This is a genomic window from Streptomyces sp. NPDC088733, from assembly GCF_044751185.1.
Classification (GTDB): domain Bacteria; phylum Actinomycetota; class Actinomycetes; order Streptomycetales; family Streptomycetaceae; genus Actinacidiphila.
This window is the reverse complement of sequence record NZ_JBIVLH010000011.1, coordinates 138,705-157,697: the sequence shown is the minus strand read 5'-3', so window position 1 is coordinate 157,697 and position 18,993 is coordinate 138,705. Positions and strand designations below refer to the sequence as shown.

At 73.7% G+C, this 18,993-nt stretch carries 18 protein-coding genes, 1 tRNA gene and 1 pseudogene; 10 read left to right on the top strand and 10 right to left on the bottom strand.

The genetic code is table 11. The features are described from left to right. Window positions 1-123 precede the first annotated feature (123 nt). From ACIP64_RS21855 to ACIP64_RS21840, 4 genes and pseudogenes are all read left to right on the top strand, one after another. Window positions 124-699 (top strand): NUDIX hydrolase, encoded by a 576-nt coding sequence (locus tag ACIP64_RS21855; protein WP_401589200.1) that lies wholly within the window; start codon window positions 124-126, stop codon window positions 697-699. Between the two features lie 184 nt (window positions 700-883). Continuing rightward, window positions 884-2,245, top strand: coding sequence for an NAD(P)/FAD-dependent oxidoreductase (locus ACIP64_RS21850; RefSeq protein ID WP_401589197.1), 1,362 nt, complete (start codon window positions 884-886; stop codon window positions 2,243-2,245). A gap of 78 nt (window positions 2,246-2,323) precedes the next feature. Further along, a complete protein-coding gene (locus ACIP64_RS21845) occupies window positions 2,324-4,084 on the top strand; it encodes an acyclic terpene utilization AtuA family protein (RefSeq protein WP_401589195.1) in 1,761 nt (586 codons plus the stop codon). Between the two features lie 7 nt (window positions 4,085-4,091). Continuing rightward, a pseudogene (locus tag ACIP64_RS21840) lies at window positions 4,092-5,070 on the top strand (pirin family protein). A 333-nt stretch (window positions 5,071-5,403) separates the two neighbouring features. Here ACIP64_RS21840 and ACIP64_RS21835 read toward each other — a convergent pair. From ACIP64_RS21835 to fahA, 3 genes are all read right to left on the bottom strand, one after another. After that, window positions 5,404-6,882, bottom strand: a complete 1,479-nt coding sequence (locus ACIP64_RS21835; RefSeq protein ID WP_401589192.1) for a pyridoxal phosphate-dependent decarboxylase family protein — start codon at window positions 6,880-6,882, stop codon at window positions 5,404-5,406. Beyond that, entirely contained in the window at window positions 6,872-8,293 is a 1,422-nt protein-coding gene (locus ACIP64_RS21830) for an MFS transporter (protein ID WP_401589190.1), read from the bottom strand. The genes ACIP64_RS21835 and ACIP64_RS21830 overlap by 11 nt, the downstream gene beginning before the upstream one ends. A gap of 114 nt (window positions 8,294-8,407) precedes the next feature. Continuing rightward, the gene (gene fahA, locus ACIP64_RS21825) at window positions 8,408-9,661 is read right to left on the bottom strand and encodes a fumarylacetoacetase (RefSeq protein WP_401589187.1); all 1,254 of its coding nucleotides are present in this window, start codon (window positions 9,659-9,661) and stop codon (window positions 8,408-8,410) included. A gap of 199 nt (window positions 9,662-9,860) precedes the next feature. On the opposite strand from fahA, the gene ACIP64_RS21820 reads away from it, so the two are divergent. Then, a complete protein-coding gene (locus ACIP64_RS21820) occupies window positions 9,861-11,132 on the top strand; it encodes a chloride channel protein (RefSeq protein WP_401589486.1) in 1,272 nt (423 codons plus the stop codon). Between the two features lie 143 nt (window positions 11,133-11,275). Here ACIP64_RS21820 and ACIP64_RS21815 read toward each other — a convergent pair whose 3' ends face one another. The 6 genes from ACIP64_RS21815 to ACIP64_RS21790 form a co-directional block, all read right to left on the bottom strand. Next, window positions 11,276-11,488, bottom strand: a complete 213-nt coding sequence (locus ACIP64_RS21815; protein ID WP_401589185.1) for a hypothetical protein — start codon at window positions 11,486-11,488, stop codon at window positions 11,276-11,278. 120 nt (window positions 11,489-11,608) lie between these two features. Continuing rightward, entirely contained in the window at window positions 11,609-11,860 is a 252-nt protein-coding gene (locus tag ACIP64_RS21810) for a hypothetical protein (RefSeq protein WP_401589183.1), read from the bottom strand. 167 nt (window positions 11,861-12,027) lie between these two features. Continuing rightward, a complete protein-coding gene (locus ACIP64_RS21805; RefSeq protein ID WP_401589180.1) occupies window positions 12,028-13,455 on the bottom strand; it encodes a DUF2252 domain-containing protein in 1,428 nt (475 codons plus the stop codon). 17 nt (window positions 13,456-13,472) lie between these two features. Then, the gene (locus ACIP64_RS21800) at window positions 13,473-13,826 is read right to left on the bottom strand and encodes a hypothetical protein (RefSeq protein ID WP_401589178.1); all 354 of its coding nucleotides are present in this window, start codon (window positions 13,824-13,826) and stop codon (window positions 13,473-13,475) included. Window positions 13,827-13,933: 107 nt separating this feature from the next. Next, on the bottom strand, window positions 13,934-14,338 hold the full coding sequence (locus tag ACIP64_RS21795) for a hypothetical protein (protein WP_401589176.1): 405 nt from the start codon (window positions 14,336-14,338) through the stop codon (window positions 13,934-13,936). A 154-nt stretch (window positions 14,339-14,492) separates the two neighbouring features. Then, window positions 14,493-14,580 (bottom strand) — tRNA-Leu (locus tag ACIP64_RS21790). Window positions 14,581-14,742: 162 nt separating this feature from the next. On the opposite strand from ACIP64_RS21790, the gene ACIP64_RS21785 reads away from it, so the two are divergent. The 4 genes from ACIP64_RS21785 to ACIP64_RS21770 all read left to right on the top strand — a co-directional run bounded on the left by ACIP64_RS21785 (window position 14,743) and on the right by ACIP64_RS21770 (window position 18,051). Then, a complete protein-coding gene (locus ACIP64_RS21785; protein WP_401589173.1) occupies window positions 14,743-16,101 on the top strand; it encodes a M20/M25/M40 family metallo-hydrolase in 1,359 nt (452 codons plus the stop codon). A gap of 141 nt (window positions 16,102-16,242) precedes the next feature. After that, on the top strand, window positions 16,243-16,476 hold the full coding sequence (locus ACIP64_RS21780) for a chaplin (protein WP_401589170.1): 234 nt from the start codon (window positions 16,243-16,245) through the stop codon (window positions 16,474-16,476). Between the two features lie 175 nt (window positions 16,477-16,651). After that, window positions 16,652-16,996 (top strand): chaplin, encoded by a 345-nt coding sequence (locus ACIP64_RS21775; protein WP_401589167.1) that lies wholly within the window; start codon window positions 16,652-16,654, stop codon window positions 16,994-16,996. Window positions 16,997-17,175: 179 nt separating this feature from the next. Continuing rightward, a complete protein-coding gene (locus ACIP64_RS21770) occupies window positions 17,176-18,051 on the top strand; it encodes a chaplin (RefSeq protein WP_401589165.1) in 876 nt (291 codons plus the stop codon). Window positions 18,052-18,132: 81 nt separating this feature from the next. Here ACIP64_RS21770 and ACIP64_RS21765 read toward each other — a convergent pair whose 3' ends face one another. Next, window positions 18,133-18,321, bottom strand: coding sequence for a DUF5703 family protein (locus tag ACIP64_RS21765; RefSeq protein ID WP_319661956.1), 189 nt, complete (start codon window positions 18,319-18,321; stop codon window positions 18,133-18,135). Between the two features lie 47 nt (window positions 18,322-18,368). On the opposite strand from ACIP64_RS21765, the gene ACIP64_RS21760 reads away from it, so the two are divergent. After that, window positions 18,369-18,986, top strand: a complete 618-nt coding sequence (locus ACIP64_RS21760) for a hypothetical protein (protein WP_401589161.1) — start codon at window positions 18,369-18,371, stop codon at window positions 18,984-18,986. Window positions 18,987-18,993 lie beyond the last annotated feature (7 nt).

Below are 18,993 nucleotides of genomic sequence, written 5' to 3'. Positions count from 1 at the left end.
CACCCTACCCACGCCGGGACAACCGCCGGCGTCCACGGGCTTCCGCCCGGGCGAGGGGTGCGTGACGCCCGCGGTCGTGGCACCGTACGGGGATCAGCGGGGACGGCACGGCGGAGGCGCTCCATGGGCGACACGGACGACACGGGCGACACCGGCAGCAGGGACACCCCGCCGCGCCCGGCGGACGAACTGCTGGACATCGTGGACGAGCGGGACCACGTGGTCGGCCGGGCCACCCGCGGCGAGGCGACCGCCCGCGGACTGCGCCACCGCTGCGTGTTCATCCTGGCCCGGGACGCCGAGGAGCGGATCTTCGTGCACCGCAGGACGGCGCAGAAGCTGGTGTTCCCCTCCCTGTACGACATGTTCGTCGGCGGTGTCGTCGGCGCGGGCGAGGCGTACGACGACGCCGCCCTGCGCGAGGCCGAGGAGGAACTCGGCGTCAGCGGGCTGCCGCGCCCGACCCCGTTGTTCGGCTTCCTCTACGAGGGGACCGGCGCGGCCGGCGGCCACACCTGGTGGTCGCGGGTCTACGAGGTGCGCTGCGACCTGCCGGTCGCCCCGCAGGTGGAGGAGGTGGCCTGGCACGCCTTCCTCACCGAGGGAGAGCTGGAGGACCGGCTGCCCCGCCTCGCGTGGGTCCCCGACGGCCTGGAGGCCTACCACCGGCTGCTCGCGTGGCGCCGCACCGCGGGCTGACCACCGCGCCGGGCGGGTGCCGCCGGGCTCTTCTGGTCCACCGGTCGCGGCCGGTAGCGTGCCGCTGGCCCGCCCCGGTGTTCCGTTCGCGCCGCGACGGGGCCTGTGCGAGCGTGGCCGAAGGCGTATCCGCACACGCCGCGGGTAGGGAATCGGGCCCGAACGGTCCCACGGGAGGCGAGTGATGAACCGACCCAGGATCCTGGTCGTCGGCGGTGGCTTCGCGGGCATGGAGTGCGCGCACCGTCTGGAGCGCCGGCTGTCGCCGGACGAGGCCGACATCAGCCTGGTGACGCCCTGGAGCCACCAGCTCTATCTGCCCCTGCTGCCGCACGTCGCCGCGGGCGTCCTCACCCCGCAGGCGGTCGCGGTCCCGCTGCGCCGCATGCTGCACCGGACCGCCGTGATCCCCGGGCGGGCGATCGGCGTGGACCCGGCGGCCAAGGCGGTGGTCATCAAGAAGATCACCGACGAGGAGCTCGTGGAGGAGTACGACTACCTCGTCCTGGCCCCCGGCAGCGTCACCCGCACCTTCGACATCCCCGGCCTCACCGAGTACGGCCGGGGCATGAAGACCCTCGCCGAGGCGGCGTACATCCGCGACCACGTCATCGCCCAGCTGGACCTGGCCTCCGCCACCACCGACCGGGCCGAGCGCGAGTCGCGGCTCCAGTTCGTGGTGGTCGGCGGCGGCTACGCCGGCACCGAGACCGCCGCCGTCCTGCAGCGGCTCACCACCGCCGCCGCCAAGCGCTACCCGCGCCTGGACCCGACGCTCATCAAGTGGCACCTGATCGACATCGCCCCCCGGCTGATGCCCGAGCTCGGTGAGAAGCTCGGCCTGAAGGCACTCCAGATCATGCGCGAGCGCGGGGTCGACGTGTCGCTGGGCGTGTCCGTCGCCGAGGTCACCCCCGACACCGTCACCTTCACCGACGGCCGCAAGCTGCCCTGCCGCACCCTGATCTGGACCGCGGGCGTCGTCTCCAGCCCGCTGGTGACCACGCTCGGCACGGAGACCGTCAAGGGCCGGCTCGTCACCGACGCCGAGATGCGCATCCCCGGCGCCGACGGGGTGTTCGCGCTCGGCGACTCCGCGGCGGTGCCGGACCTCGTGACCGGCGGCGGCGCCGTGTGCCCGCCCACCGCCCAGCACGCCATGCGGCAGGGCAAGGCCGTCGCCGAGAACGTGGTCGCGTCCCTGCGCGGCCGCCCGCTGGAGGAGTACCGGCACAAGGACCTGGGGCTGGTCGTCGACCTCGGCGGCATCGAGGCGGTCTCCAAGCCGCTGGGCGTGCCGCTCAGCGGGCTGCCCGCGCAGGTCGTGGCCCGCGGCTACCACCTCGGCGCGCTGCGCACCTTCCCGGCCCGCTTCCGGGCCGCGGCGGGCTGGTTCCTCAACGCCGTCGCCGGCGACGACTTCGTGCGCACCGGCTTCCAGGCGCGCAGGCCGGCCGCCCTGAAGGACTTCGAGGTCACCGACATCTACCTCTCGCCGGAGGAGATCCGCCGCCACGTGGACTCCCTGCGCGCGACGGCCGCCTGACCCCGGCGGGCCCGCCCCAACACCACCGCGTCACCGCGTCACCACATCTGAAGACAGACACCGCCGACGGCGAGGGACATGACCCAGCGACGAGACACCCTGCGGATCGCCAACTGCTCCGGCTTCTACGGGGACCGCCTCGCGGCCGCCCGCGAGATGGTCGAGGGCGGCCCCATCGACGTGCTGACCGGCGACTACCTCGCCGAGCTCACGATGCTGCTGCTGTGGAAGGCCCGGCAGCGGGACCCGGCGGGCGGGTACGCGGTCTCGTTCCTCGCCCAGATGGGGGACGTCCTCGGCACCTGCCTGGAGCGTGGCATCAAGGTCGTCGTCAACGCGGGCGGCCTCAACCCGGCCGGCCTGGCCGCCAAGCTCGGCGAACTGGCCGCCCTCGCCGGGCTGAGCCCGTCGGTGGCGTACGTCGAGGGCGACGACCTCATCGGGCGCCTGCCCGAACTCCAGGCGCAGGGACACCGGTTCGCGCACCTCGCCACCGGCCGCAGTCTCGCCGACGCCGGCGTGCGGCCCGTCACCGCCAACGCCTACCTCGGCGCGTGGGGCATCACGCAGGCGCTGCGCGCCGGCGCCGACGTGGTGATCTGCGGACGCGTCACGGACGCCTCGCTGGTGGTCGGTCCCGCGGCCTGGGCCTTCGACTGGGCGCACGACGACTGGGACCGCCTGGCGGGGGCCGTCACCGCGGGGCACATCATCGAGTGCGGCGCCCAGGCGACCGGCGGCAACTACTCCTTCTTCACCGAGATCGAGCGCCCCGTGCACCCCGGCTTCCCCATCGCCGAGATGCGCCCCGACGGCTCCGCCGTCATCACCAAGCACGAGGGCACCGCCGGCGCCGTCACCGTCGAGACGGTCACCGCCCAGCTGCTGTACGAGATCGACCGCCCCGCCTACCTCAACCCGGACGTCGTCACCCGCTTCGACACCGTCGCCCTCGAACAACTCGGCCCCGACCGGGTCCTGGTGAGCGGCGCCCGCGGCGAGCCCGCTCCCGACACCCTCAAGGTGTGCGTCAACCACCACGGCGGCTACCGCAACACGGCGACCTTCGTGCTGACCGGTCCCGACATCGAGGCCAAGGCCCGGTTCGCGGAGGCGTCCCTGCTGGACGCCACCGGCGGGCCCGAGCGGTTCGGGACGTACGACGTCCACCTGGAGCCGACCGCGTCCGGCGCCCGGCTCACCCTCACCGTCAAGGACGCCGACAGGGACAAGGCCGGCCGCGCCCTGTTCTCCGCCGTGGTCGGCACCGGCCTGTCGACCGCACCCGGCCTGCACATGGAGCACTTCTCGCCCAAGGCCACCGAGTACGGCGTGCACTGGCCCGCCCTGGTCCCGGCCGAGGCGGTCCGGCACGAGGTGGTGCTCCACGACGGCACGCGCGTGCCCGTGCCGCGCCCGCCGTCGTCCGATGCCGCGCCGGTACCCGTCGCCGTTCCCGGGCCTGCCGTCACCGCGCCGGGCGGGCCCACCGTACGCGCCCCCCTGGGCCTGCTCGTCGGGGCGCGCTCCGGTGACAAGGGCGGCGACGCCAACGTCGGTCTGTGGGCCCGCAGCGACGCCGCGTACGCCTGGCTGCGGGACTGGCTCGACGTCGAACGGCTCCGCGCGCTCGTGCCGGAGGCCGCCGGGCTCCGCGTGAGCCGCTGGGAGCTGGCCAATCTCCGCGCGCTCAACTTCGTCGTCCACGGCCTGCTCGGGGAGGGCGTCGCCGCGTCCACCCGTCCCGACCCGCAGGCCAAGGGGCTGGGGGAGCACCTGCGCGCCCTGGAGGCCGACATCCCCGCCGCGCTGCTCCCGGCGCCCCGCCGGGAGGAGTGATCACCCCATGAGCAATCTCGACACGCGCCCCCTGCCCACCGCCTGCGGCGGACGCCAGGACATCTCCGCCGCCCCCGTGCGCGACCTGCTCACCGGCCGTGTCGTCCCCCTCGGCGAGAGCACCGAGGTGCGCCGGCTGCTGCCGAACCTGGGCCGCCGCATGGTCGGCGCCTGGTGCTTCGTCGACCACTACGGTCCCGACGACATCGCCGGGGCGAGCCGGGCATGCAGGTGCCGCCGCACCCGCACATCGGCCTGCAGACGGTCAGCCGGCTGCACGAGGGCGAGGTGCTGCACCGCGACAGCCTGGGCAGTCTGTGCACCGTACGGCCGCGCGAACTCGGCCTGATGACCTCCGGCCGCGCGATCGCGCACTCCGAGGAGTCCCCGCAGGCGAGCACGCCCGCCTGCTGCACGGCGCGCAGTTGTGGGGGGCGCTCCCCGACGCGCAGCGGCACCGCGAGCCGTCCTTCGAGCACCACGCCGACCTCCCGCTCGTCACCGGCGGGCGCGGCGGGCTGCGCGCCACCGTCCTGCTGGGCGGGCTCGACACCGCCGTCTCGCCCGGCTCCGTCTTCACGCCCCTGGTCGGCGCGGACCTGGCCCTCACCGAGGGCACGGACGTCGCGCTGCCGCTGGAGCGCGACTTCGAGTACGCGGTGCTGGCGACGGCCGGCCGCATCGACATCGAAGGGGTGCCCGTCGAACCGGGCTCGATGCTCTGTCTGGGCTGCGGCCGCGCCGAGTTGCCGCTGCGCGCGGACAGCGACGGCTCGGTGATGCTGCTGGGCGGCGAGCCGTTCGAGGAGCGGCTCGTCATGTGGTGGAACTTCGTGGCCCGTTCGGGCGAGGAGATCGCCCGGGCCCGTGACGAGTGGAACACCGGCACCGCCGCCTTCGGCACGGTCCACGGCTACGCCGGCGACCGGCTCCTGGCACCGCGACTGCCCGACACCCCGCTCAGGCCCCGGGGCCGCGAACGCTGACCACTGGGGGCTCGTCGGCCGCGCCTCCCGTCGTACGCGGCGGAAGTCGGCGCCGCCGCCACCCGTGACACGGCGCCCGCGCCGACGCCCGGTCGGTCCACCGGGGTGACCACCGCGCACCCGTCGAGCACCGCCCGCCCGTGGACATCGTCGGCCGCCGCTCCCAGCACGATGCGCACCGGTCGGCAACCGCCCTCGCTCAGGGCTCCCGCGGGCAGGCTCCGCCCAGGGGCGGCCGGGCGGCCCCTGGCCGGCGGCGTCACCGTCGAACGGGTTCCGACCGGGCCGCTGCGACCGACGGACCCGGTACGCGTCCGCTCCCCCTCGGGGGCCTCACACCCGGAAGACCGAGCCGACGAACTCCGTCAGCAGCCGCTCCTTGAGCCGGCCCGGCAGGGCGTCGAGCAGCATCAGTACCGGCGCCATACGGCGCGGCAGGCCCGTTCCGCCGCCGAGGCCCGCGAAGGCCAGGACCCCCGCGATCTCCTCCGGCCCCAGGGCGTCCGGGTCGAGTCCGGCCGCGAACTGCGCGAGCGCCGGGTCCACGGTCACCGGGGCCAGGGCCCGCGCCGCCTTCAGGGCCGCGTCCAGGTCGGCGAGCAGGGCGTCGACCTGCCCGGCCGACGCGGGGGTCAGGGTGAGGTGCAGATTCGGCGGGAGCCCGTCGAAGGACAGCTGGGGCTGGAGGTACCAGCCGCGGTCGCGCATCTCGTCGGCCAGGTGCAGCAGCAGGCTCAGGTCGGGCGTGCCGTCCGCCCCGAGCAGGGTGAACGCGACCAGTGCGGCCCGCGGTTCGCCCAGCACCCGTACGCCCTCCACGGCGCGCAGCCCCGGCAGCAGCCGGTCGGCCGCCTCGGCGGTCCGCTCGGCGAGCTCCCGGTAGCCGTCCTCGCCGATGTGCCGCTGCACGGCCCACGCCTGCGCCAGCAGGCCGGCCGACTTGGTGCCCTGCACCGTCGGGTTGACCACGGGGTAGCCCGGCCAGCCCGCGTGCGCGAAGTACTGGTGGCGGCGCAGCTCCGCGTCCCGGTACAGCACCACGGAGGCGCCCTTGTCGGCGTAGCCGTACTTGTGGAGGTCCACCGACAGCGAGGTCACCCCGGGCACCGACAGGTCGAACGGCGGCACGTCCCGTCCCGCCCGCCGCAGATGGGGCAGCAGCCAGCCGCCGATGCAGGCGTCCACGTGGCAGAGCACCCCGTGTTCGGCCGCCGCGGCGGCGATCTCCGGCACCGGGTCGACCACCCCGTGCGCGTACGAGGGCGCCGAGGCGACGACGAGTGCGGTGCGGCCGGTGACCGCGGCGGCCATGGCGGCAGCGTCGGCCCGCAGGGTCTCCCGGTCCACGGGAACGGTCACCGTCTCCAGGCCCAGGTAGGAGGCGGCCTTGTGGAACGCGGCGTGCGCGGTCGAGGGCAGCAGGAGCTGGGGCTCCGTCACCTGGCGCACGGCGCGGGCGTGGTCGCGGGCGGTCTTCACCGCCAGCAGGATCGACTCGGTGCCCCCGCTGGTGAAGCTGCCCTGCGCACCGGGTGCGCCCAGCAGTGCCACGGCCGCGCCGACGACGTCGTTCTCCAGCCGGGCCACGCTGGGGAAGACGGTCATGTCCAGGCCGTTGACGGTGGCGAACTCCGCGTACGCGGCCGCGGCGAGCCCGTCGACCCCGGCCAGCCCGGAGTCGTAGACATAGGCGAACGTGCGCCCGCCGCGGGTCGGGGCGTCCTGGGCGCGCAGGGCCCGCAGCGCGGACAGCACCTCACCGGCGGGCCGGCCGGACGGGAGCGCGGGGGAGGGAACGGGCTCAGTGGGCATGGTCGTTCGTGTCCTCTGACAGCTCGGCGGAACGGTCGGATTCGGGCGCGGCCACCGCCGGGGCGTCCTCGCGGTAGCCGCGCAGGAGCCGCAGGCTCGCCGCGGCGAGCAGGGCGGGCAGCAGGCTCATGCCCCACGTGATGCCGGTCAGGGCGGCGGCGGGCTGGTCGACGTGGTGCGCGGCGTCCGAGGAACGGAACCCGGTCACCGCCAGGACCAGGGCGAAGACCCCGGCCCCCAGGGCGAGCGCCAGGGTCTCGGCGGCGGTCCACAGGCCCGTGAAGGTCGCCGCCCGGCGCCGCCCGGTCCGTACCGCGTCGGCGGCAAGGGTGTCGGCGAGCATCGTCAGCGGAAGCAACTGGAGCCCCGCGTAGGCGATCCCCACGGCCGCCACCGCCGGATAACCCAGCGCCGGGCCCGCCAACGGGGTCAGCGCGAGCAGCGCCGCCGCGCCGGCGAACAGCGCCGAGGCGCACGCTTGCGCGTACTTCGGGCCGCGCGCCCGGGCCAGCCGGTTCCACAGCGGCATCACCAGCACCAACGGGCCGATCATGCAGGCGAACAGCGGGGTGACGGCGCCCGCCGCGCCGAGGGTGTACGTGGCGAAGTACTGCACCCCCGCCAGCATGGTCCCGACGGCGAGCGCCTGCAGCGCCCACATGCCCACCAGGAAGCCGAACGCCGGGTTCTCCCGGGCGACCGCCAACTGCGCCCGCAGGGACGGCTCCGCGGTGCTGCGGGCGACCGAAGGGGCCTGCCGCGTGAAGTGCCAGGCGCCGAGCGTCCCGGCCAGGAGGAGCAGCGCCACCACGACCCCCATCAGCCGGTAGCTCCCGGGGGTGTCGCCCCTCTCGTGCGCGATCGCGGGGGCCAGAGCGCCCGACAGCAGGATCGCCACGCCCAGGAACCCCACCCGCCAGCCCAGCACGCGGGCCCGTTCACCGGTGTCCTCGGTCATCTCGGCGGGCATGGTCACGTACGGCACCTGGAAGACCGCGTAGGCGGTCGCGGCCAGCAGGAAGAACACCGCCACGTACCCGGCCGCGGCCGCGCCCCGCAGCGGCGGTGCCGCGAAGACCAGCGCGAACAGCGGCGGCAGGGTCAGCGCCCCGGCCAGCAGGAACGGCCGCCGTGAACCCCCTTGCAGCCGGCTGCGGTCGGCGGCCGCCCCCACCAGCGGGTTGATCAGCACGTCCCACGCCTTGGGCAGGAAGACCGCCGCGCCCGCCACCGCCGCCGGCACGGCCAGCACGTTCGTCAGGTAGTACAGCAGGATCAGCCCCGGTACCGTGCCGAACGCGCCCGTGCCCAGGGAGCCGAGGCCGTAGCCGATCCGCACCGCGCGCGGCAGCGGCGCGGCGGGCGCGCGACCGGCGTCCCCCAAGGGGGCGGAGGGCGGTGTCTCGGGCATGGGTTCCCTGCGGGGCCGGGGTGCGGACGGCGGAGCGACAGGGTCAGGAGATCACAGCGGCCCGGCGCACCGACAGATCCCGGAACGGCCCGATTCCCGCCCGCCGCCGCGTCCTTACCGCGCCGCCGGAGCGGCCGCCACCCGGCCCGTCACCTCGCCGAAGCCGATCCGTGTGCCGTCCGGCCCGGGAGCGGTCGCCGTGATTACGACCTCGTCGCCGTCCTCCAGGAAGCTCCGCCGCGTCCCGTCGGCGAGCACCAGCGGCTCCTCGCCGTTCCACGACAGCTCGATCAGCGCGCCGCGCTGCGCCCGCTCGGGCCCGCTGACCGTGCCCGAGGCGAACAGGTCCCCGGCCCGCAGGGAGGCGCCGTTCACCGTCATGTGGGCGAGCATCTGCGCGTACGTCCAGTACATCGTGGCGAACGGCGGCCGCGAGACCACCTCCCCGCGCAGCCGCACCTCCAGCGCGATGTCCAGGCCGCGCGGCGGAGCGGAGCCGTCCTGGTCGTCGAGGTAGGGCAGCAGCGCCGCGTCACGGGCCGGCGGGGCGACACGCGCTGCGGCCAGGGCGTCGAGGGGGACGACCCAGGGCGAGACGGAGGTCGCGAAGGACTTGCCGAGGAACGGGCCGAGCGGCACGTACTCCCACGCCTGGATGTCGCGCGCGGACCAGTCGTTGACCAGGCAGACGCCGAAGACGTGCTCCTCCGCGTCGGCGAGCGGCACGGGCGAGCCCTGCGCGGTCGGGCCCCCGACGACGAAGCCGATCTCGGCCTCCACGTCCAGCCGCCGCGTCGGACCGAAGTCCGGCACCGCCTCGCCCGGCGCCCGCCGCTGGCCGCTCGGTCGCACGACGGGCGTGCCGGAGACCACCACGGTGCCGCTGCGGCCGTGGTAACCGATCGGCAGGTGTTTCCAGTTGGGCGGCAGCGCCGCACCGTCGGGCCGGAAGATCCGGCCGACGTTGGTCGCGTGGTGCTCCGAGGCGTAGAAGTCGACGTAGTCCGCCACCTCGAACGGCAGATGCAGCGTCACCTCCGGCCGCGGCAGAAGGTGCGGCTCGACCGCCGGGCGGTGGGCCGGATCGGTCAGCCACGCGGTGAGCAGCGCACGCACCGCCGTCCACGCGGGCCGACCCGCCGCCAGCAGCGCGTTGAGCGACGGCGCCGCCAGGAGCGCCGCCACGCCGTCTCCGGCCCGCGCGGCCTGCCCGGCCGTCACCGCCCCGGCGTCGAGCACGTGGTCGCCGATCGCCACACCGATCCGCCGCTCGCCCGGCCGGTCCCCGGTGGTGAACACCCCGTACGGCAGGTTGTGCACGCCGAAGAGGGAGTCGTCCGGCACGGCGACCCAGGTGGGGGCGGCCATGGCACCTCCATACGCGTCAGCGCCGCGCCTCCTCGCGCGGTCGGCCCACCCTAGCGCCCAGCGTGCCTGAGGCCGCCGGACGGCTCGCGTCGGTAATGTCACGAAAGCCGCATTCAACGCAAACAGCGCACCGCCACGAGAGGGGAAGGCGATCTCCGGGACCGCGAACCAGCCGCAGGAAGCCGACCAGTTGCGGACCCTGCTGCGTCAGCCGCAGTACCGCAGGGCGCTGTTGTCCTCCGCCGTGCTCGGCATCCCCGTGTCCTTCCTCGCCTTCTGGTTCCTCGTCGCCCTCCACGAACTGCAGAAGCTGGTCTGGCAGGACTGGCCGCGGCAGCTCGGCCACGCCCAGCCGCCGTGGTGGTGGCCGATCCCGCTGCTGGCGGTGGCCGGCCTGGTCGTCGGCCTGGTCGTCACGCGTATCCCGGGCGGCGGCGGCCACATCCCCGCGTCCGGCCTGCACTCGGGCGGCGCCACCGCGGCGGCGGTGCCCGGGGTCGTCGTGGCCGCCGTGGCGAGCCTGCCGCTGGGCGCCGTCCTCGGCCCCGAGGCACCGCTGATCGCCTTCGGCGGCGGCATCGCGCTGGTCTTCCGCAACCTGGTCCGCGCGTCCCCCACCCCGACCGGAACCGTGCTGCTGGGCGCCGCCGGGTCCGCCGCGGCGATCGCGACGATCTTCGGCAACCCGCTCGTGGCGGCCGTCCTGCTGATGGAGGTCGCGGGCGTCGGCGGACCGCAGCTGTTCGCCGTCATGCTGCCCGCCCTGCTCGCCGCCGGCGTCGGCGACATCGTCTTCACCGGGTTCGGACGCTGGACCGGCCTCAAGACCGGCAGCCTGGACATCGGACTGCCCCGGCCGCCCGCGCTGGACGTCGGCGACGTCGTCTGGGGCGTCCTCATGGGCCTGGTCGTGGGGATCGCCGTCCACTGGATCGTCGTCGGAGGCCGGCACGCGGCGGTCTTCGTCTCCCGCAGCCCCCTGCGCAACACCGTCGCCTGCGCGGTGGCCGCGGGCGTCTGCGTCGCCGCCTACGCCCTGCTGACCGGCCGTTCACCCGCCGAGGCCGCGCTGTCCGGGCAGAGCACGCTGCCGCAGCTCGCCTCCGACCCCCACGCGTGGCCCGTCACCGCCCTGGTCGCCGTACTGGTCCTCAAGTCCCTCGCGTACGCCCTCTGCTTGGGCAGCCTGCGCGGTGGCCCCATCTTCCCCTCCCTCTTCCTCGGCGGTGCCTGCGGCGCACTCCTGGCCCCCCTGCCGGGCTTCGGCCTCGTGCCCGCCATGGCCGCGGGAATGGCGGCCTCCTGCGCCGCGGCGATGCGGCTGCCCGTCAGCACGGTCGTCCTCGTCGTCCTGCTCCTGGGCAACGCCGAGTCCGTGCCGGTGGTCGTACTGGCCGCCGTCGTCGCCTTCGTCACCACCGAACTGCTCCCGCAGGGCCCGGACATCCCGGCCTTCGGCCGCGTGGACTGAGGGGCCCGGCACGCCGCGCCGTCGCCGTCGCCTTCGGCATCACCGAGTTGCGACCCCGGGGGCCAGGATGTCCGGGCGTGCGCCAGCGTCGACCGAGGGGCCCGCGGGCGGTTCCGGCGGTCCGGCCGGAGCGGCGCCGGGCGTCAGCGGTCGTGCTGGCCGTCGTCGCCTTCGGTATCACCGAATCGGCAGTCGGCGGCGGGGCGCGGCCGGCGGGCGGCGGTGTGAGTGAGCGTCACGGCCACCCGCCAGCCATGGGCGAGGGCGGGCAGCACGAGGCCGTCGCGCAGGGACTCGACGCCGCCGGCGGCCGAGCCGACGACGGCGAGGACTCCACGGACCGGTTGAGGAGGCATGGCCGGGGGCCAGGATGTCCGGGCGTTCGGCCGCGTGGACCGAGGGGCCGGCCGGAACGGCGCCGGGCGTCGATGGTGGTGCCGGCCGTCGTCGCTGTGCCTCGCGGCCACGGCGTTCGGTCAGGTCGACCGAGCGGTCCGGGCGCGGTCCGTACGGTCCGGTGGGAGCGGGGCCGGACGTCGGTGGTCGTTCCGGCTGTTGTTGTGGCCTTGGTCGTCGGCGAGTTGCTGCGGCACGGTCCGGACGTCCGGGCGTTCGGGGGCGCCGACTCCGTGGATGGGGCGGTCCGGTTGGTGCCGTGCCGTGCCGGGCCGGGCGTCGGGCGGCCGGCTGGGCAGTGCGGGGTCGGTACCGGTGGTCGTACGGCCCATGTCGTCGCCTCGTCAGCGCCGAACTGCTTCCGCAGGGCCCAGGCAACCCGCCGTTCGGCCGTGTCCGGCCGGAGCGGTGCCGGGCGTCGGTCGGCGTGCCCCGGGCCCGAACATCCCGGCCTTCGGCCGCGCCGACGGGGCGTGCCGGCACACGGCGCAGCCGGGCCTCAGGCCGACCGCGCGGTGACGCGGCCGGTGCGGACCGCGTCCAGGAGGGACTGGTGGTCGCGCTCGTTCTGGTCGGCGTACAGCTCGGCGAACTCCGCCATCGCCCGGTCGAAGACGTCGCCCCCGCCCAGATAGGCCGCGATCGCGATCCGGTCGCCCGAGCGGGCGTGCGCCCGGGCCAGCGTGGCGCCGCAGACCCGGCCGAAGACGCCCATCACCTGGGGCGACATCGTCTCGGCCACCACGATGCCCTTCCAGTCGCGCAGTTGGCGCACATAGAAGTCCCGCCGGCGGCCGTCGATGCCGTGCACGCGTTCCCAGCCCAGGAAGATGTCGCTCGTGGCCTGCATCAGCCGCTGCCCGGCCACCACGCGCTCGCCCTGCGTCCGCTGGAGGCACGCGCCCACGTGGCGGGCCAGCACCGACTCGTCGGCCTCCTTGGCCTGGAGGAACAGCGGGTCCTCGTCGTCCTTGCCGAGCAGCAGGACGATCCAGCAGCGCGTCCCCACGCTGCCCACTCCCACCACCTTGCGGGCGATGTCGGCGACCCGGTACTGCTCCAGCAGCGCGCGGCGGTCGGACTGCAGGGTGTGGCCGTAGCGCTCCATCAGCCGCGCCAGCTCGCGCTCCACCCCGGCGTCCAGCGCGTCCGGCAGGTCGCGCAGCGGTGTCAGCAGCGGAGGATCGGCCGCGATGCGCCGCCGGCCGTCCACCACGTGCGTGAGCTTCTCGAACGCCTGGAGCGTGTCGTGCGAGCGTGCCCGTTCCTGCGAACGCTCCCAGCGCGCGCGGTCCCGCGCGCCGAGCAGCGGCGCGAACCGCTCCTGGAGCCGGTCCGCCTCGAAGTGGGCGTACCAGACGTCGAGATCGCCCATCCGGGCGAAGCGGCGCATGTACTCGCGGTAGCCCCCGACGGCCGCCAGGACGGTCGCCGCCCGCTCCCCGGTGGAGAAGCCGGCCGCCCGGCCCGCGATCACGAGGCTGGCGGCCAGCCGCTTGACGTCCCACTCCCACGGGCCGGGCAGCGTCTCGTCGAAGTCGTTGATGTCGAACATCAGCCGCCGCTCGGGCGAGGCGAGCAGCCGGAAGTTGAGCATGTGCGCGTCCCCGCAGAGCTGGGCGCGCAGCCCCGTCACCGGCGTGCCCGCGAGATCGGCGGCCATGACGGCCGCCGCGCCGCGGTAGAAGCGGAACGGCGACTCGGACATCCGGCCGTACCGGATCGGGACCAGTTCGGGCACCCGGCGCGCGGACTGCTCCTCGATCACGTCGACCGGGTCGGCCCTCAGCGGCGAGGGCGCCCACTCCGCGTGCCGCGACCGGGGCGTGGTCCGCCGCGCGGCGCGGCCCATGGCGGCCCGCTCCCGCGGTGAGAGGAACTCGCGCCCGCCGGGCACCGCGGCAGGGTCGTCGTTCCCGTCCGTCATGGCGACCGTCCCTGGTGCTAGTGGCTTCCGCCGACCACGGTGAAGCTCTTCCAGGGGGCCTGGCCGGGCACACCCGGGTCGCTGGTCTGCGAGGAGAGGTAGAACTCGCTGGTCCCGGTGAGGTTGTGGCAGTCCTCGCGGGTGTAGAGGATCACGTCGTTGACGGTGTTGTTGTCGACCGACTTCGCGCCAGGGGCCGTCAGCGGGTGGCAGCCGTCGACCGAGGGGCTCTCGATCTGCTGCGGTTTGCCGTCGGTGGTCGTGTAGACCAGGTTGCCCACGGCCTGATGGGTCATACCGGAGCACGCCGCGGTGCCGAGGAGCAGGAGCAGGGCGCCGGCGTGGAGGCCGGGCCGGCGGAGAGCGGCCATGGTGAGCGTCCTCGTCTGTACGGGGGACCGGTACTGAGGGCAACGCTGCCGCCTGCGCCGGCCGCTGTCACCCGCAGTGCGACCAGTCGGCTGAATGGCGGCGGGACTCACACCGCAGCGGGCCTGCGCCCCGGGGCGGTGCACAGCGCCCACAGGGCGACGCCGTCGAGGAGGATCATCGCCAGCGCCCAGAAGGGGATGTACGGCAGCCACATGAAGTTCGCCAGCATCCCGAGCCCGACGAGCGCCACACCCACCTTGCGCGCCCAGAGCGCGCCCCGCAGGAGCAGCAGCCCGACGAGCACGATCAGCACCCCGAGCACGAGATGGATCCAGCCCCAGGCGCTCAGGTCGAACCGGAAGGTGTAGTTGCCGGTCACGACGAAGACGGTGTCCTTGGCGATCGCGGAGGCGCCCTGGAGGATCGCCGAGATGCCACCGAAGATCATCAGAACGGCGGCGAGGACGATCCGTCCGGAAGCCGCGGAGCCGTCCGTTCGCGAAGTGGCCATGGTGGGCTCCTTACTCTTCGGAACCAGCGTGCCACGGTCCGCAGCGGACGGCATGCGGAGCGCCCGGGAGTTCAGGACCCGAACGCGCCACGGACCCGCGAACGCCGATGGGCGGTACCGCCGTACTCCGGCCGTACCGCCCACAGGCTTCACATGGTGTCCGAGGGGGGACTTGAACCCCCACGCCCGATAAAGGGCACTAGCACCTCAAGCTAGCGCGTCTGCCATTCCGCCACCCGGACAAGGTGTCCGCCGCCTGGCGCTCGGGCCCGGCGACGTGGAAAACAATAGCAAACATCCGGGGCCCCTCGATCAACCCGCCCGCTGGGGCGCTCGTGACGCCCGTGACGCCCGTGCGAAGGGGGCCCGGGGGGCCTCGCGGCCCGGTGGGGGTGCGGGGGAGGATGGGGAGATCGACCAACGAAGGAGACAGCGTGAGCGAGTCGAGCTCGGACGCCCGTACGACCACCGGTGAGGACGAGGTCGCCGGCCTCTGCCGCGACCTCATCCGGATCGACACCAGCAACTACGGCGACCACTCGGGTCCCGGTGAGCGGGCCGCCGCGGAGTACATCGCCGAGAAGCTCGCCGAGGTCGGCCTCGAACCACAGATCTTCGAGTCGCACCAGGGCCGGGCCTCCACCGTCGCCCGTATCACCGGCGAGGACCCGTCGCGGCCCGCGCTGCTCATCCACGGCCACACCGACGTCGTGCCCGCCAACGCCGCCGACTGGACGCACCACCCGTTCTCCGGCGAGATCGCCGACGGCTGCGTGTGGGGCCGCGGCGCGGTCGACATGAAGGACATGGACGCGATGACCCTGGCGGTCGTGCGCGACATGCTCCGCAGCGGGCGCCGCCCGCCGCGCGACATCGTGCTCGCCTTCCTCGCCGACGAGGAGGCCGGCGGCGTGTACGGCGCCCGCTACCTGGTCGACAAGCACCCCGAGCTCTTCGAGGGCGTCACGGAGGCGATCGGCGAGGTCGGCGGCTTCTCGTTCACGGTCAACGAGGACGTGCGGCTCTACCTGATCGAGACCGCCCAGAAGGGCATGCACTGGATGCGGCTCACCGTGGACGGCACCGCCGGCCACGGCTCCATGACCAACACCGACAACGCGATCACCGAGTTGTGCGAGGCGGTCGGCCGGCTCGGGCGGCACCAGTTCCCGGTGCGCGTCACCAAGTCCGTCCGCGGCTTCCTCGACGAACTGGGCGACGCCCTCGGGATCGAACTCGACCCCGAGGACATGGAGACGACGCTGGCCAAGCTGGGCGGCATCGCGAAGCTCATCGGGGCCACGCTGCGCAACACCGCCGCGCCGACCATGCTGGGCGCCGGCTACAAGGTCAACGTGATCCCCGGCCAGGCCACCGCGCACGTCGACGGCCGCTTCCTGCCCGGCTACGAGGAGGAGTTCCTGGCCGACCTCGACCGCATCCTCGGCCCCCGGGTGAAGCGCGAGAACGTGCACGCCGACAAGGCGCTGGAGACGACGTTCGACGGCGCGCTCGTCGAGGCCATGCAGGCGGCGCTGAAGGCCGAGGACCCGATCGCGCGGGCGGTGCCGTACTGCCTGTCCGGCGGGACCGACGCCAAGTCCTTCGACGACCTGGGCATCCGCTGCTTCGGTTTCGCGCCGCTCCAGCTGCCGCCCGACCTCGATTTCGCCGGGATGTTCCACGGTGTCGACGAGCGGGTGCCGGTGGACGGTCTCAAGTTCGGCGTGCGCGTGCTCGACCGCTTCCTCGCGAGCAGTTGAAACGACTCGCCAATTATCGACATTTCCTGCCGCTTAGCCGAAAAGAGTGAATGAATCCCAGCGGCAGTAGCGCGCCTTGTGTCCACTCGTTGGTTCCTGTGCGGTCCGAAGTTGGGGCCGTTTTGCCAACGAGGAGGAAAAATGATCAAGAAGGTCGTCGCTGCTGCCGTGGTCACCGGTGGGCTCGTGGCTGCGGGTGCCGGCGTGGCCGTCGCCGACTCCGGAGCTCAGGGTGCCGCTGTCGGCTCCCCGGGCGTGCTGTCGGGCAACGTGATCCAGGTTCCGGTGAACATCCCGGTCAACCTGTGCGGCAACACGATCAACGTCGTGGGCCTGCTGAACCCCGCCGTCGGCAACGTCTGCTTCAACAGGTGACATCGCGTCGGGCCCTCTCCAGGGCCTGACCCGGCCGGCCCCGCGAAGCTCTGAACGGGCTTCGGGGCCGCCCCGGCTGGGGGAGTGCCGGTTTTCATCTCCGGGGGGCACTCATTCCCCCGGCGGGTACCGCCCGCCGGTTTCCGTATCCGGAAAAGCAAGGCAAGGAAACTCAATGCGACAGGTTGCAAAGAAGGCGCTGATCACTGCGGTCGCGGCCGGCGGTGCGCTCGCCGTCACCGGCGGCATGGCCCACGCGGACTCGCACGCGTCCGGCGTTGCCGCCGGGTCCCCGGGCGTTCTGTCCGGAAACCTGATCCAGGTCCCGGTGAACATCCCGATCAACCTCTGCGGCAACACCATCAACGTGGTGGGCCTCCTCAACCCGGCGGCGGGCAACGTCTGCATCAACGGGTCCTTCGGGCACCGCGAGGTCCGGGTCTACAAGAAGGGTGGCTTCCACAAGGCCATCGGTGGCTACCGCGACAAGGACGGCTACGCCGACAAGGACGGCAAGTGACGTTCTCTCAGGCCTCTTCCGAGGCCTGAAACCGGTCGGCCCCGGAAATGCCTCGTGCGCTTCCGGGGCCGCCCCGGCTAGGGGGAGGCACAAGTTCTGACGTCCGGGGGGGCGACCATTCCCCCGGCGGGCTCTGCCCGCCGGTTTCCGTATCTGGAAAAGCAAGGCAGGGACAATCCATGCGACAAGTCGCGAAAAAGGGGCTGCTCACCGCGGTCGCGACCGGCGGCGTGCTCGCCGTGACCGGCGGTATGGCCGCCTACGCGGACTCCAACGCGTCCGGCGTCGCCGCCGGCTCGCCGGGCATCGCTTCCGGCAACGCGATCCAGGTTCCCGTGAACATCCCGGTGAACGTCTGCGGCAACACGATCAACGTGGTGGGTCTGCTGAACCCGGCGGCCGGCAACACCTGCGTCAACGGCTCCCCCGGCCACCGCGAGGTCAAGGTCTACAAGAAGGGCTTCCGCAAGCCCGTCGGCGGCGGCTACCGCGACAAGGACGGCGGCGGCCGCGGCGGCTCCACCCGCGGTGTCGACTCGGCCTTCGGCAGCCGCGGCAACGACGGCGGCCACGGGTTCGGCGGCAACGACGGGGGCCGCGGCTTCGGCGGCGACCGCGACGGGCGCGGCTACGGGCACGGCGGCGCGTCGGCCCACGGCGCGGCTGTCGGCTCGCCCGGCATCCTCTCCGGGAACGCGATTCAGGCGCCGGTGAACATCCCGGTCAACGCCTGCGGCAACTCCGTCAACGTCATCGGCCTGCTCAACCCGGCCGTCGGCAACACCTGCGTGAACGCCGGCGGCTACGGCGGCGGTCACCACTACGGCGGTGGCGGCAAGGGCCACGGGCACCACCCGCGCCCGCCGCACCGCAGCGTGCCGCGTGACAACTACCCGGAGCACAACAACCCGGAGCCGGCCGGTGTGCCGGGCGGTGGCGGCCCGAGCCTGGCCCAGACCGGTACCGAGGACGTCGGCACCGCGCTGCTCACCAGCGCCGGTCTGCTGCTCGGCGGTGCCGTGCTCTTCCGCCGCGCCCGCGCGGTCCGTCGCTGAACGCCTCTGTCTCCCCCATGGGGCGGCGTATGAGGAAAGGGGCCCCGCCGATGCGGGGCCCCGCTTCATGTGTGGCGTACGTCACCATGTGGCGCGGACCTGGCGGATGATTCTTCGGCGCAGCCGTACCCGGCGGCTGCCGTCCGGGTAGAGGCGGAGACGGTCCAACTCCCAATGCCCGTACTCCGCGTGGTCGGTCAGAAGCCGCTGGGCCTCCTTGCGGGAGACGCCCCGAGGCACGTACACATCTCTGAATTCGTATTCAGGCATCGCATCTATTGTGCGGGGAGAGCCCCAGTACGGATAGCGTCTTCCGCATGTCTGATGCCGCGCAGCCCACTGTTGCCGAGGTACGAGCCGCCGTCGAGGCGGTGAAGGCCGCTCTGGACCGCCACCTGGCCGCCGTCGAGCACCGGACCGGGGAGGACGATCCCGCGGTCTACCAGGCCTTCGAGGCCCTGGCCTCGGCCGCCGAGGCCTACGACGAGCTGCTCTACGACACCTATGACGAGGTCACCCCCTTCGAGGTGCCGCTCGGGGACACGCTGCCCGAGTACGACGGTCCGGAGGAGCCGGAGGCGATCAGCGTCCTGATCCGCCGCGACTACACCGTGGGTGATCCGGAGCGGCTGGTGCAGCAGGCGGAACGCGTCGCCGACGCGGGGCTCGAGGCCGGCACCGATGTCGCGGCCGCGATCGGGGCCCTGTTCGGGGAGTACGAGCCCGACGAGATCGCCGAGCGGCACAAGGAGTTCGGCCTGGAGGAGGGCGACTCCACGGTCTGGGTGACCGCGGTGGAGGCGGCCGAGCCGGGGGAGTGGCTGGCCACCCCCTTCGAGCAGGCCGATCCGCGCCATCTCATCTGCCGGTTCGACGTCAGCGCGGTCTTCGACGACGAGAGCGACGTGCTCGGCGAGGACCGCGAAGAGGCATGACGCCCCG